This window comes from Streptomyces paludis (assembly GCF_003344965.1).
GTDB lineage: Bacteria > Actinomycetota > Actinomycetes > Streptomycetales > Streptomycetaceae > Streptomyces > Streptomyces paludis.
Genome location: NZ_CP031194.1, coordinates 1,141,223 through 1,154,579, shown reverse-complemented (window position 1 = coordinate 1,154,579; position 13,357 = coordinate 1,141,223). Strand labels below are relative to the sequence as shown.

The 13,357-nt window shown below is 72.9% G+C and carries 11 protein-coding genes, 1 rRNA gene and 2 pseudogenes; 11 read left to right on the top strand and 3 right to left on the bottom strand.

All coding sequences use genetic code 11. The annotated features are described in order from the left end of the window. Positions 1 to 7: 7 nt before the first annotated feature. The 3 genes and pseudogenes from rrf to DVK44_RS36890 all read left to right on the top strand — a co-directional run bounded on the left by rrf (position 8) and on the right by DVK44_RS36890 (position 2,104). Positions 8 to 124 (top strand): 5S ribosomal RNA (gene rrf / locus DVK44_RS04985). A gap of 414 nt (positions 125 to 538) precedes the next feature. Then, positions 539 to 1,174: pseudogene (locus DVK44_RS36895) on the top strand (DEAD/DEAH box helicase); the annotation flags it as partial. A 198-nt stretch (positions 1,175 to 1,372) separates the two neighbouring features. Continuing rightward, entirely contained in the window at positions 1,373 to 2,104 is a 732-nt protein-coding gene (locus DVK44_RS36890; RefSeq protein WP_194295452.1) for a tetratricopeptide repeat protein, read from the top strand. A 55-nt stretch (positions 2,105 to 2,159) separates the two neighbouring features. Here the strand turns inward: DVK44_RS36890 and DVK44_RS04975 are convergent, their stop codons facing one another. Beyond that, entirely contained in the window at positions 2,160 to 3,527 is a 1,368-nt protein-coding gene (locus DVK44_RS04975) for a DUF1015 domain-containing protein (RefSeq protein WP_114658510.1), read from the bottom strand. 74 nt (positions 3,528 to 3,601) lie between these two features. Here DVK44_RS04975 and DVK44_RS04970 point away from each other — a divergent pair, with 74 nt between their 5' ends. Beyond that, complete coding sequence (locus DVK44_RS04970) at positions 3,602 to 4,633, top strand: HAD-IIA family hydrolase (protein WP_114658509.1); 1,032 nt, start codon at positions 3,602 to 3,604, stop codon at positions 4,631 to 4,633. Between the two features lie 94 nt (positions 4,634 to 4,727). Here DVK44_RS04970 and DVK44_RS04965 read toward each other — a convergent pair whose 3' ends face one another. Next, the gene (locus tag DVK44_RS04965) at positions 4,728 to 5,600 is read right to left on the bottom strand and encodes a siderophore-interacting protein (protein ID WP_114658508.1); all 873 of its coding nucleotides are present in this window, start codon (positions 5,598 to 5,600) and stop codon (positions 4,728 to 4,730) included. Positions 5,601 to 5,746: 146 nt separating this feature from the next. Here DVK44_RS04965 and DVK44_RS04960 point away from each other — a divergent pair, with 146 nt between their 5' ends. From DVK44_RS04960 to DVK44_RS04950, 3 genes are all read left to right on the top strand, one after another. Then, positions 5,747 to 6,763: a FecCD family ABC transporter permease gene (locus tag DVK44_RS04960; RefSeq protein ID WP_162794248.1), complete on the top strand. Its 1,017-nt coding sequence runs from the start codon at positions 5,747 to 5,749 to the stop codon at positions 6,761 to 6,763. Positions 6,764 to 6,873: 110 nt separating this feature from the next. Next, positions 6,874 to 7,869 carry a FecCD family ABC transporter permease gene (locus DVK44_RS04955; RefSeq protein ID WP_228447565.1) on the top strand — a complete coding sequence of 332 codons (996 nt, stop codon included), beginning with the start codon at positions 6,874 to 6,876 and terminating at the stop codon, positions 7,867 to 7,869. Positions 7,870 to 7,963: 94 nt separating this feature from the next. Then, complete coding sequence (locus DVK44_RS04950) at positions 7,964 to 8,866, top strand: ABC transporter ATP-binding protein (RefSeq protein ID WP_114658505.1); 903 nt, start codon at positions 7,964 to 7,966, stop codon at positions 8,864 to 8,866. Positions 8,867 to 8,893: 27 nt separating this feature from the next. On the opposite strand, the gene DVK44_RS04945 is transcribed toward DVK44_RS04950, so the two are convergent. Beyond that, entirely contained in the window at positions 8,894 to 9,241 is a 348-nt protein-coding gene (locus DVK44_RS04945; RefSeq protein ID WP_114664909.1) for a sterol-binding protein, read from the bottom strand. A gap of 54 nt (positions 9,242 to 9,295) precedes the next feature. On the opposite strand from DVK44_RS04945, the pseudogene DVK44_RS04940 reads away from it, so the two are divergent. The 4 genes and pseudogenes from DVK44_RS04940 to recN all read left to right on the top strand — a co-directional run. Then, positions 9,296 to 9,526 (top strand): annotated as a pseudogene (locus DVK44_RS04940) (hypothetical protein); the annotation flags it as partial. Between the two features lie 34 nt (positions 9,527 to 9,560). Further along, on the top strand, positions 9,561 to 10,376 hold the full coding sequence (locus DVK44_RS04935) for a TlyA family RNA methyltransferase (RefSeq protein ID WP_114658504.1): 816 nt from the start codon (positions 9,561 to 9,563) through the stop codon (positions 10,374 to 10,376). Beyond that, positions 10,373 to 11,302, top strand: coding sequence for an NAD kinase (locus DVK44_RS04930; RefSeq protein WP_114658503.1), 930 nt, complete (start codon positions 10,373 to 10,375; stop codon positions 11,300 to 11,302). Before DVK44_RS04935 ends, DVK44_RS04930 begins: the two co-directional genes overlap by 4 nt. 166 nt (positions 11,303 to 11,468) lie before the next feature. Beyond that, positions 11,469 to 13,220, top strand: a complete 1,752-nt coding sequence (gene recN / locus DVK44_RS04925; RefSeq protein ID WP_114658502.1) for a DNA repair protein RecN — start codon at positions 11,469 to 11,471, stop codon at positions 13,218 to 13,220. Positions 13,221 to 13,357 lie beyond the last annotated feature (137 nt).

Genomic DNA, 13,357 nt, shown 5'->3' with positions numbered 1-13,357 from the left:
ATAGGGTTTCGGTGGTCATAGCGTGAGGGAAACGCCCGGTTACATTCCGAACCCGGAAGCTAAGCCTCACAGCGCCGATGGTACTGCAGGGGGGACCCTGTGGGAGAGTAGGACGCCGCCGAACAATCTTTCATGGACCCCTGGTCCAGCGTTCACGCTGGACCAGGGGTCTTTTTTGTTTTGTACCCTTGCTTTTGCTCGAAGCGCATCGGACGCCCGACTGCGCGAGAATGACTGCGGTACCCGAAGACAGGAGCGCCACCAGATGTCCCCCAACTCCTCCGACGACCGTCCTGAGCGCGACCCGCGCCGCAGTGACAGCGGTGACCGGGGCGGCTTCCGCGGAGGCCGTGACGATCGCGATCGTGGACCGCGACGTGACGACAATCGCGGTGGCGGCGGGTTCCGCGGTGGGCGCGACGACCGGTCCGGTGGCCGGCCCGCGGGACCGCGTCGTGATGACAGTCGTGGCGACAACCGAGGCGACAGCCGCGGTGGCCGTCCCCACACCGGTTCCAGCGGTGGCGGGTACGCGCGTCGGGATGACCGTCCCCGTACCGACGGTCCGCGTCGGGATGACCGTGGTGGCCGGCCTGTCAGTGGTGGGCCTCGTCGGGACGACCGTCGGGATGACCGGCCCAGCGGTGGTGGCTTCCGTCGGGACGACCGTCGCGATGACCGTCCTACCGGTGGTGGCTTCCGGCGCGATGACCGGCTTGACGATCGTCCCAGTGGTGGCGGTTTCCGGCGCGACGACCGGCCCAGCAGCGCTCCGCGCCGTGACGACCGGCGTGACGATCGTCCCACCGGTGGTGGCTTCCGCCGCGATGACCGGCGCGACGACCGCCCCAGTGGTCCGCGTCGTGATGACCGGCCGGCCGGTGGTGGATACGCGCGTCGCGATGACCGTCCGCGCGATGACCGTCCCCGTACGGATGGTCCGCGTCGTGATGACCGGCGTGATGACCGGCCCCGTACCGGCGGACCCCGTCGTGATGACCGTCCCAGTGGTGGTGGCTTCCGTCGTGACGACCGGCCCGCCGGTGGTGGCTTCCGTCGTGACGACCGGCGTGACGATCGTCCCAGTGGTGGCGGTTTCCGGCGCGACGACCGGCCCAGCAGCGCTCCGCGCCGTGACGACCGCCGTGATGACCGCCGTGATGACCGTCCCCGTACCGGCGGACCCCGTCGGGACGACCGTGGTGGCCGGCCCAGTGGTGGCGGGTACCGGGGGCGGGACGACAACCGTGGCGGTGGCGGCGGCTACGAGCGCCGTGATGACCGGGACCGGGACCGCGAGCCGATCAAGCGGCTGCCGATCCCGGAGGACGTCACCGGTGACGAGATCGACAAGAGCGTGCGCCAGGAGCTGATGAGCCTGCCGAAGACGCTCGCCGAGGACGTCGCCAGGAACCTCGTCATGGTCGCCCAGCTCATCGACGAGGACCCCGAGCAGGCGTACGCGTACTCGCGTATCGCCCTGCGGCTGGCCTCCCGGGTCGCCGCCGTGCGCGAGGCCGCCGGCTTCGCCGCGTACGCCACCCAGAAGTACGCCGAGGCGCTGGCCGAGTTCCGGGCGGCGCGGCGGATGACCGGGAGCGTCGACCTGTGGCCCGTCATGGCGGACTGCGAGCGCGGCCTCGGCCGTCCCGAGCGGGCGATGGCGATGGCCGGTGAGCCCGAGGTGCAGAAGCTCGACAAGGCGGGACAGGTCGAGATGCGGCTCGTCGCGGCCGGTGCGCGCCGGGACATGGGCCAGATCGACGCGGCCATCGTGACCCTTCAGGGCCCCGAGCTGGCGGCGCACTCCGTGCAGCCCTGGACCGCCCGGCTCCGTTACGCGTACGCCGACGCCCTGCTGTCGGCCGGGCGCGAGGACGAGGCGCGGGAGTGGTTCGGCAAGACCGTCGAGGCGGACAAGGACGGTGCCACGGACGCCTCCGACCGGCTCGCCGAGCTGGACGGGGTCGAGTTCGTCGACGCCATGGCCGACGACGGGGCCGACAGCGCGGACGACGACACCGACGACACCGTAGGTCCGGAAGACGTGGAAGGCTCGGCAGACTCTGATGGCGCCGGCGGCAAGGACGCCGACGCCCGCTGAGTGAGCCGTAAGCAGAGAACAAAGGGCGGTATCCCCCACGGGATACCGCCCTTTTTCAGTTCGTCGTCAGGTCGCGCAGCACCAGGCCCGTCGCCGGTTTCGGGCCGAACGATGTCGACTTGCGGGGCATCGTGACGCCCTGGCGGGCCAGGTCCCGTACGACCTCCTCGCGCACCGGGTGCAGCAGGACCGCCGTACCGCCGCGGCGTTCCGCCTGGGCGACCGCGGCCTCGGCGTCGTGGATGTAGGCGATGTGCTCCGGGGTGTCCGGGATCCGCCAGAGGTGGTCGAGCAGGGTGGCGTGCAGGACCGTCGCGTCCAGCCGGCGCCAGGCCGGCGGCCGGTCGGTCCGTACCGTACGCGCCAGCAGGTCCTCGTCCGGGCGGTCGACCAGGTGGAAGCGGCCGTCACCGGCGAGCAGGAACGCGTTTCCCGCGCGGGCCGTCTCGGCCAGGGTGTCCAGCGCCCGGGGCAGCGGGCCCTCGACCGTACGGATCCGGAAGGCGTCGGCGAGGGCCTCCAGCGCGCGCCCGACCGGGAGTTGGTGGAGCAGCCGGTGGATGGCGCGGACCTGGAGCGGATAGCGGGCGGTGTCGATCAGCAGGACCAGCCCGAAGCCCCATGGGTCCGCCGGGGTCGCCTGATTCGCCGGGGCCGCCCGGTCCGCCGGGCCGTGCTCGCGGGCCGCCGCGTGTTCGGCGCCCAGCCGCAGATAGGTCGCCCAGCGGTGGTGGCCGTCGGCGATCAGGGCCTGGTGGCGGGCGAGATCGCCGGAGATCTCGGCGAGTTCGCAGGGGTCCGTGACCGACCACAGCCGGTGGTGGAAGCCGTCCTCGGTGGTCGTCGTGAGCAGCGGGGGGCGGCGCAGGGTGCGCTCGATGACCGCCGCCGTACCGGTCACGGCGTCGGCCGCGGTGCCCGTGGCCGCTTTGGATATGTCCGGTTCGCTGCGGTACGTCAGGAGCAGCGGTTCCAGATTCGCCGCGGTCGTCCGCATCAGCGCGGCGCGGTCCGCGACGACATCGGGCATCACGTCCTCGTGCGGCAGCACGATGCCGTCGGCCGGCGCGGAGAGCGCCAGCGCCCCGATGACGCCCCGTTGCAGCATCTCGCCCCGGCGCTGTTCGTACACGTACAGCGCCGGTTCCGGATCCGGCGCGAGTACGCCCTCCGCCTGCCAGCGGCGCAGCGTCCGCGCGGCCTGGCAGTGCCGCTCCTCGGCCGTGGCGGCCTGCGGCAGGATCAGCCGGACGATGTTGTACGGGTCCGCCGACTCCAGTTCGAGCAGTCCGTCGGGCCTGACCACCACGTCGTACGGCGGCGAAGTGACCGCCGACAGACTGCCGACCCGCTCGGGGACGTACCGCAGTCCGCTGAACGGGATCAGGCGCAGCCCCTTGGCCGCGGGACCTGTTGTGTTCATTGACGCATCGTATGTGTGCGACACGTGATGGGGGATGATCGTTGAAGAAGTCCCCAGCGAGGAGCGTACGAAGGATGAGCCAGCAGAGCAGGACCAGGCCGAGCGGGAGTGCCACCGCGCTGAACGAGGCGTACGACACCGCCCTGCTCGATCTCGACGGGGTGGTCTACGCGGGCGGGGAGGCCATCGCGTACGCGGTGGAGTCGCTCCGTACGGCCCGGGGCGGCGGGATGCGTCTCGCGTATGTGACGAACAACGCCCTGCGTCCGCCGCTCGCCGTCGCGGAGCATCTGACCGAACTCGGTGTCCCCGCCGAGCCCGACGAGGTGATCACCTCGGCCCAGGCGGTCGCCCGGCTGATCTCCGAGCAGTTCCCCGCCGGGTCCAAGGTGCTGGTCATCGGCGGCGAGGGGCTGCGGGTGGCGCTGCGCGAGCGCGGGCTCGTACCGGTGGAGTCGGCGGCGGACGGGCCGGCCGCGGTGGTGCAGGGGTACGGCGGTCCCGAGCTGGCGTGGGGGCGGTTCGCCGAGGCGTGCTACGCGATCAACCACGGGGTGCCGTGGTTCGCGTCCAACACGGATCTGACGATTCCCAGCGCGCGCGGGATCATGCCCGGCAACGGCGCGGCGGTCGAGGTCGTACGGATCGCGACGGGCGCCGAGCCGCAGGTGGCGGGGAAGCCGCTGCCCCCGATGCACCGGGAGACGATCCTGCGGACGGGGGCGCGGCGGGCGCTGGTGGTCGGGGACCGGCTGGACACGGACATCGAGGGCGCGTTCAACGGCGGGGTCGACTCGCTGCTCGTGCTGACCGGGGTGACGGACGGGGCGGGGCTGCTGGCCGCCGAGCCCCGGCACCGGCCGACGTATGTCGACGCGGATCTGCGGGGGCTGCTGACCGGGCAGCCGGAGGTCACCGAGCGGGTGGGCGGCGGCTTCGGCTGCGGCGGCTGGACCGCCTCCGTCGGCGGGGACGCGCTGGTGCTCGACGGGGACGGCGATCCGCTGGACGGGCTGCGGGCGCTGTGCGCGGCGGCCTGGACGGACGCGGGCGACGGCGCGTGCGGGCGGGACGCGGGGAAGGCGCTGGCGCGGCTCGGGCTCTGAGCCGGTGTGCTCGCGGGGCGGCGCCGATTCCGTGTTCGCGCGCCGCCCTGCGCTGCTGATCTCGTGCTGGTGACCTGTGTGCCGGAGGCGCGGGCTACGCGGGCTCTCCGGTGTTCATCAGGTGGTCCTCGGAGGTGCCGCGCCGCCAGTAGCCGCTGAACTTGACCCGCCTGCGGTCGAGTCCGCGCTCGCTCACGAGATGGCGGCGTACGGCCTTGACCGTCGCGGACTCCCCGGCGATCCAGGCGTACGGGGTGCCGTCCGGCAGTTCGGCGGTGCGGAGGGCCTCGGCGGTGGCCACGGCGGACGGGCCGGAGGGGCGGTCCGGTGCGTGGTCCGGTACGAGCCAGGTGATCTCGGCGTCGGCCTTCGTGGCCAGTTCCTGGCGGTCGGCCCGGTCGTGGGCCTCGACCCAGACCCGGGCGGGCATGCCCGGCGGGAGGGTTTCGAGGATGGCGGCGACGGCGGGGAGCGCCGAGTCGTCGGCGGTCAGCAGGACCCAGTCCGTGTCCTCCGGCGGCCGGAAGTCGTATCCGGCGTTCTCCTCCTGGACCGGGCCGAAGATGCCGATCCGGTCGCCGGGGGCCGCCGCGCGGGCCCAGCGGGTGGCGGGCCCCGCCGGGGGACCGCCGTCACTGCCGTCGCCGCCGTGCAGGGCGAAGTCGATGACCAGCTCGTCCTGGTCCGGGGCGTGACGCAGGTCGCGCACCGTGTACGTACGCATGATGGCGCGGACGGCCGGGTCCATCTCGCGGTACGCGTCGTACCAGTCGGGGCGGGTGGTGTCCGGCATGACCGGTTCGCTCTGACCGGCCTGCGGGAAGAGCAGCTTGACGCGCTGGTCGCGGCCGGCCGAGGCCATCCGGGACACGGCGGGGCCGCCGAGGACGACACGGAGCATGGCGGGGGTGACGCGCTCCGTGCGGAGCACCTCGACGACGAAGAACTGGAACGGTGCGTCGGTCACGAGGACACCTTTCTCATGGGGGTGTTGGGGCTCTCTCAGGGGCTCTCACCGGGACGCGCCTGTCTCATGCGGGAGGCTGGAATGCGAGGGTAGGCTAACCTAACCTGGTGTTGCCTGACAGCCCCACCAAGTCCCGCGCGGAACCGATCCCCGCCGAACCGCCGCCCGCGCGCCGGGCCGCCGCCCGCGCCGCCGGGCTGCTTCTCGCCGTCGCCGTGCTGCTGCTGGTCTGTGTCGCCAGCATCGCGATCGGCGCGAAATCGATTCCCCTCGACGGGGTGTGGCACGGTCTGTTCCACTCCGCCGGCACCGGGGACGATGTGATCGTGGCCGATGTCCGGCTGCCCAGAACCGTCCTCGGACTGCTCGTCGGCTGTGCCCTCGGGCTCGCCGGGGCCGTCATGCAGGCGCTCACCCGCAACCCGCTGGCCGAGCCGGGGCTGCTCGGTGTCAACGCGGGCGCCGCCGCCGCGGTCGTCTCCGCCATCAGCTTTCTCGGTGTCACCTCGCTCACCGGCTATGTGTGGTTCGCCTTCCTGGGCGCGGCGGTCGTCTCCGTCCTCGTCTACGCCCTCGGCGGCAGCCGCGGCGCCACTCCCGTACGGCTCGCGCTGGCCGGTACGGCCATGACGGCCGCGCTGTTCGGGTACGTCAACGCCGTACAGCTGCTGGACTCGGCGGCGCTGGACCGGCTGCGCTTCTGGACCGTCGGGTCGCTCGCCTCGGCCGATATGGCGACCGTGGGGAAGGTGTGGCCCTTCATCGCCGCCGGGGTGCTGCTCACCCTGGTGATCGCCCGTCCGCTGAACGCCCTGGAGATGGGCGACGAGACCGCCCGCGCGCTGGGCGCGAGCCCGGCCCGTACGCGGGTGCTCGCGATGGTGGCCATCACCCTGCTGTGCGGCGCCGCGACGGCGGCCTGTGGGCCGATCGTCTTCATCGGGCTGATGGTGCCGCATCTGGTCCGCTCGCTCACCGGCCCCGACATGCGCTGGGTCCTGCCGTACGCCGCCGTGCTGTCGCCCGTGCTGCTGCTGGGCTCCGACGTGGTCGGCCGGATCGTCGCCCGGCCCTCCGAACTCCAGGTCGGTATCGTCACCGCGCTGATCGGCGGACCCGTGTTCATCCAGCTCGTACGCCGCAAGAGGATGGCCCAGCTGTGACCCCGAGCACCCGCACCCCCACCCGCACCCGGACTTCGGAGAAGACCCCGGCCGGCTCCCCGGCCGCCGCCTCCGGCGTCCGTGCCGTCCGTACCGCCGGGGGGCTCTCGCTGCGCGTCGACCGCCGGGCCGTGCTGGTGACAGCGGCGCTGCTGGTGGCCGTACTCGCCGCCGGGGTCGTCCTGATCGGCAGCGGGGACTACCCGATGTCGCCCGGCGATGTGCTGGCCACCCTCACCGGGAGCGGCACCCCGGCACAGGAGTTCATCGTCAACGATCTGCGGCTGCCGCGAGCCCTGGTGGGGCTGCTGGTCGGGGTGGCTCTCGGGATCGGAGGCGCGGTCTTCCAGTCGGTCACCCGGAACGCGCTCGGCAGTCCGGATGTGATCGGTTTCGGCCAGGGCGCGTCCGTCGGTGCCCTCTGCGTGATCGTTCTGCTCCACGGTGGTCCGGCCGCCGTCGCGGGCGGCGCGATCGTCGGCGGTCTGGCGACCGGCGCCGGGGTCTATCTGCTGGCCTGGCGGCGCGGGGTGCACGGCTACCGGCTGGTGCTCGTCGGGATCGGGGTGGCGGCGGTGCTCACCGCCGTCAACCAGTACCTGGTCACCAAGGCGAATCTGGTCGACGCGACCCGCGCCGTGCTCTGGATGACCGGCTCGCTCGACGGGCGCGACTGGGCGCAGTTCGGGCCGCTGCTCGCCGTCTGCGCCGTACTCGTCCCGCTGATCCTGGCGTACGGACGGCCGCTGCGGCTGCTGGAGATGGGCGACGACGCGGCGCACGCGCTGGGCGTACGGGTCGAGAGCACCCGGATCGTCCTGATGGCGTCCGCCGTGCTGCTGGTCGCCGCGGCGACCGCCGCCGCGGGCCCCATCGCCTTCGTCGCGCTGAGCGCCCCCCAGCTGGCCCGCAGACTCACCCGCTCCCCGGGCCCCAACCTGGGCGCCGCCGCCGTCATGGGCGCGCTGCTGACCCTGGTCGCCGACTGGATCGCCACTTCGGCGTTCGGCGAGCGGCAACTGCCCGTCGGCGTGGTGACGGGGGTGCTGGGCGGCTGCTATCTGCTCTGGCTGCTCGTCACCGAACGGAAGGCGGGCCGGATATGACAGGCCGGGACAGGGACGGCGGGACTCGACGCAGATGACGGCCAGACAGGGAGAACCGGACCAGATGGACCCCGTGGAGACCAGGAGTACGACCATGCAGCGCCTCACCGCGGAATCGGTGACCCTCGGCTACGACCAGCGGATCATCGCCAGCGATCTGTCCGTGGAGATACCCGACCACTCGTTCACCGTGATCGTCGGCCCGAACGCCTGCGGCAAGTCCACCTTGCTGCGCGCGCTCTCCCGGATGCTCAAGCCGTCCGCCGGGCGGGTCCTGCTCGACGGCTCGGTCATCCACTCGATGCCGGCCAAGAAGGTCGCCCGTACGCTCGGCCTGCTGCCGCAGTCCTCCATCGCGCCCGACGGCATCACCGTCGCCGACCTGGTGGCCCGCGGCCGCTACCCGCACCAGGGACTGCTGCGCCAGTGGTCGCCCGAGGACGAACGCATTGTCGGCGAGTCGATGGAGGCGACCGGCGTCGGGGAGCTGGCCGGTCGCTATGTCGACGAACTGTCGGGCGGTCAGCGCCAGCGCGTCTGGATCGCCATGGCGCTCGCCCAGCAGACCCCGCTGCTGCTGCTGGACGAGCCCACCACCTTCCTGGACATCCAGCACCAGATCGATGTGCTCGACCTCTGCGCCGAGCTGCACGAGACCCAGGGCCGTACGCTCGTCGCCGTACTGCACGACCTCAACCACGCGGCGCGGTACGCGACCCACCTCATCGCGATGCGCGACGGGCGGATCGTCGCGGAGGGCACTCCGGCCGAGGTCGTGACGGCGGACCGGGTCGAGGAGGTGTTCGGGCTGCGCTGCCAGGTCATCGACGACCCCGAGACGGGCACGCCCCTGGTCGTACCGGCGTCGCGGGCCCGGCGGGCGGCGCGCGAGGAGACGGCGGCGGCCGCGGCCGAAGCGGAAGCCGAAGCGACAGCCGACACCGAAGCCGAGGCCGGGGCTCAGGCAGACGCCGAAGCCGTCTCCGACCGCGTCTGAGACCGCCAGGTCCCCGGCGCCAGCCGCCTAGAGCAGCGATCTCAGCCGCAGCAGATCACGGAACCCCGCCTCCAGCCTGACCCGCCCCGCGCTCCACGCACGGGCGAAATTCAACTGGCCGTCAACCAGCGCCACCAGGTCGTCCCCCGCCATGGCGAGCCGGATCTCCGCCTTTTCGCGCGGCGGTCCGGCCTCCGTGCCGGCCACCTCGATCACGCCGTCCACCAGCCGCCCGGCGAACGTCACGTCCAGATCGGTGATGTGGCAGCTGAGCGAACGGTTGAAACCGGCGGCGGTACGGGCCTTGCCGTCCGACCGCGCCAGGTTCTCGGAGAGCTTGTCGAGTGCGCCGCGGCACTCCTCCTTCGTTGCCATCACGCCCGACGTTACCGCAGGGCTTCGCGGTAGCGTTCCGGCATGAGCGACCCGTACGAACCGGTCGCGCCGAGCCCCCTCGGCGTGGCACGCACCCCGACCGGGCATCCCGGGGTGGACGAACGGCTGGCCCGGCTGGCCGACGCCGACCACCTCCCCGCCGACGCCCACGCCGAGGTGTACGAGGATGTACACCGGGGGCTGCGCGAGGCGCTGACCGCGCTCGACGCCCGTCCGGCACCCCAGGGACACCCGGCACCTCAGGGACAGCCGGCGCCCCGGTGACTTCCCTCGTACGACCACAGGAGCTGAACCGAACGTGGCTGGACTGGCACGCCGCCGTCTCGATGCCGAGCTGGTACGCCGTAACCTCGCACGCTCGCGTGAGCACGCGAGCCAGCTGATCGCCGCGGGCCGGGTGACGGTCGGCGGTGCCACCGCGACCAAACCCGCCACCCAGGTGGAGACCAGCGCCGCCGTCGTCGTCAAGGCCGACGACGGCGACCCCGACTACGTCTCGCGCGGCGGGCACAAACTCGCCGGCGCGCTGGCCGTCTTCATGCCGCTCGGCCTGGCGGTACGCGGCCGGCGGGCCCTCGACGCCGGTGCCTCCACCGGCGGTTTCACCGATGTCCTGCTCCGGGCCGGGGTGCGCCAGGTCGTCGCCGTGGACGTCGGATACGGACAACTCGCCTGGTCGTTGCGGAGCGATGAACGCGTCACCGTCAAGGACCGTACGAACGTACGTGAGTTGACGTTGGAAGCGATCGAAGGGGAGCCCGTGGATCTTGTCGTAGGGGATCTGTCGTTCATTCCGCTGGGGGTGGTCATGCCGGCTCTGGTGAGATGCACCGCCCCGGACGCCGATCTCGTGCTGATGGTCAAGCCGCAGTTCGAGGTGGGCAAGGAGCGCCTCGGCAGCGGTGGCGTCGTGCGCAGCCCCGAACTGCGCGCGGAAGCGGTCCGGACCGTGGCGCGCAAGGCGGGTGAACTCGGGCTCGGCGCCCGGGGCGTCACCGCCAGCCCGCTGCCCGGACCCTCCGGGAATGTCGAGTACTTTCTGTGGCTCCGTGCCGGGGCACCCGAGCTGGACCCGGCCGATGTCGACCGCGCAGTGGCGGAGGGACCCCGTTGACCACTTCAGTGACCGCACCGAAGCCCGCCCCGTCCGACCGGACCGTCTTCATGGTGGCCCACACCGGCCGGCCCGCGGCGATCCGCAGCGCCGAACTCGTGGTGGAAGGGCTGCTGCGCAACGGCCTCGGCGTACGGGTGCTCGCCATGGAGGCCGCCGATCTGCCGCTGCCGTCCTCCGTCGAGACCGTCCCCGAGGCGATCCCCGACGCGCTCACCGGCTGTGAACTGCTCATCGTGCTCGGCGGTGACGGCACGCTGCTGCGCGGCGCCGCCTTCGCCCGCGCCTCCGGCGTCCCCATGCTCGGTGTCAACCTGGGCAGGGTCGGCTTCCTGGCCGAGGCCGAACGGGACGATCTGGACAAGGTCGTCGAACGTGTCGTCACCCGTGCGTATGAGGTCGAGGAGCGGATGACCATCGATGTCGTCGTCCGCAGCAACGGCGACATCGTCCACCGGGACTGGGCGCTCAACGAGGCCGCCGTACAGAAGGTGTCGCCCGAGCGGATGCTCGAAGTCGTCCTGGAGATCGACGAGCGGCCCGTCACCGGCTTCGGCTGCGACGGCATCGTCTGCGCCACCCCCACCGGCTCGACCGCGTACGCCTTCTCGGCCGGCGGCCCGGTCGTCTGGCCGGACGTCGAGGCCCTGCTGATGGTGCCGATCAGCGCACACGCGCTCTTCGCGAAGCCGCTGGTGACCTCGCCGACCACGACGCTCGCCGTGGAGATCCAGCCGGACACCCCCAACGGCGTCCTGTGGTGCGACGGGCGCCGGACCATCGAGCTGCCGCCCGGCGCGCGCGTGGAGGTACGGCGCGGGGCCACGCCCGTACGGCTCGCGCGGCTGCACCACGCGTCGTTCACCGACCGACTGGTGGCGAAGTTCGCGCTGCCGGTCTCGGGGTGGCGCGGGCGACCGCACTGAGCGGGTTGTCGCGCAGCCCTCGTACGCATATCGCACGCGCGGGTGGTTTGGGACTGATTCCACCGCGTATGTGCCACAGGAGTGGGCCCCCGGGACCGGGCCGGCCGGGGGAACCGGGCGGGAACCGGGGGTGGGGCGCCGTCGCACGGCGGCTCCCGGACCTCGTATGGTCATCACCGTGTTGGAGGAGATGCGGATACGGTCGCTCGGAGTCATCGACGACGCCGTGGTGGAGCTGTCACCCGGCTTCACTGCGGTGACCGGTGAGACCGGCGCGGGCAAGACCATGGTCGTTACCAGCCTCGGGCTGCTGCTCGGCGGACGGGCCGACCCCGCCCTGGTGCGGATCGGCGCGAAAGCGGCGGTCGTGGAGGGGCGGGTCACGATGGCCGCCGACGCGCCCGCGGCCCGGCGCGCCGAGGAGGCGGGCGCGGAGCTGGAGGACGGGACGCTGCTCATCAGCAGGACCGTCTCGGCCGAGGGGCGCTCACGCGCGCACCTCGGCGGACGCGCGGTGCCCATGGGGGTGCTGGCCGAGCTGGCGGACGACCTCGTCGCCGTGCACGGCCAGACCGACCAGCAGGGGCTGCTGCGCCCCGCCCGGCAGCGCAAGGCGCTCGACCGGTACGCGGGCGACGCCGTCGCCGTCCCCCTCGCGGCGTACGCGACGGCCTACCGGCGGCTGCGCGCCGTCGCCACCGAGCTGGAGACCCTGACCACGCGGGCGCGCGAGCGGGCGCAGGAGGCGGATCTGCTGCGCTTCGGACTGGCCGAGATCGCGTCCGTCGAGCCGGTCGCGGGGGAGGACACCGAACTCGCCGCCGAGGCCGAGCGGCTCGGCCACGCCGAGGCCCTCGCCTCCGCCGCGTCCGTCGCGCACGCCGCGCTCGCCGGCCACCCCGAGGACCCGGAGGCCGTCGACGCGACCACGCTCGTCAGCGGCGCCGGCCGCGCGCTGGACGCCGTACGGGCACACGATCCGGCGCTCGCCGGGCTCGCCGAGCGGATGGGGGAGATCGCCATCCTGCTCGCCGACGTGGCGGGCGAACTGTCCGGCTACGCGGACGACCTGGACGCCGATCCGCTGCGGCTCGCCGCGGTGGAGGAGCGCCGGGCCGCGCTCACCGGGCTCACCCGCAAGTACGGCGCGGACATCGCCGCCGTGCTGGCCTGGGCGGAGACGAGCGCCGCCCGGCTGACCGAGCTGGAGGGCGACGACGAGCGGATCGCCGAACTGGCGGCCGAACACGAGACGCTGCGTACGGAACTGTCCGGCCTCGCCGAGACGCTGACCGGCGCCCGCACCGAGGCGGCGGCGCGGTTCGCGCGGGCCGTCACGGCGGAGCTGGCGTCGCTGGCGATGCCGCACGCGCGCGTGTCCTTCGACATCCGGCAGACCGAGGCGGCGGACGAGCACTCCGGCGTCGAGGTGGCCGGCCGCTCGGTGGTGTACGGGCCGCACGGCGCCGACGAGGTCGAGCTGCTCCTCGCCCCGCACCCCGGCGCGCAGCCCCGCCCGATCGCCAAGGGGGCGTCCGGGGGCGAGCTGTCACGGGTGATGCTCGCCGTCGAGGTCGTCTTCGCCGGCTCCGACCCCGTACCGACCTATCTCTTCGACGAGGTCGACGCGGGCGTCGGCGGCAAGGCGGCGGTCGAGGTCGGCCGCCGGCTCGCGAAGCTCGCCAAGTCCGCGCAGGTGGTGGTGGTCACGCATCTGCCGCAGGTCGCGGCCTTCGCCGACCGGCAGCTCCTCGTGGAGAAGACGGTCGACGGGGCGGTGACCCGGTCCGGGGTGACGGTCCTGGAGGGCGAGGAGCGGGTCCGGGAGCTGTCCCGGATGCTGGCGGGGCAGGAGGACTCGCAGACGGCGCGGGCGCACGCGGAGGAACTGCTGGCGACGGCGCGGGCGGACGCGTAACGCTCCGGGGCCGGCCGGTGGCCGGATGGCGTTCACGCACTGGGAGTTATCGCCCGGACAGCGTACGGTGACAGGGTCGGCCTTCGCGTGCGTTCACCCGTGTGAGTGATCCGGGGCGCGGAGCCGGGACGGCCGGC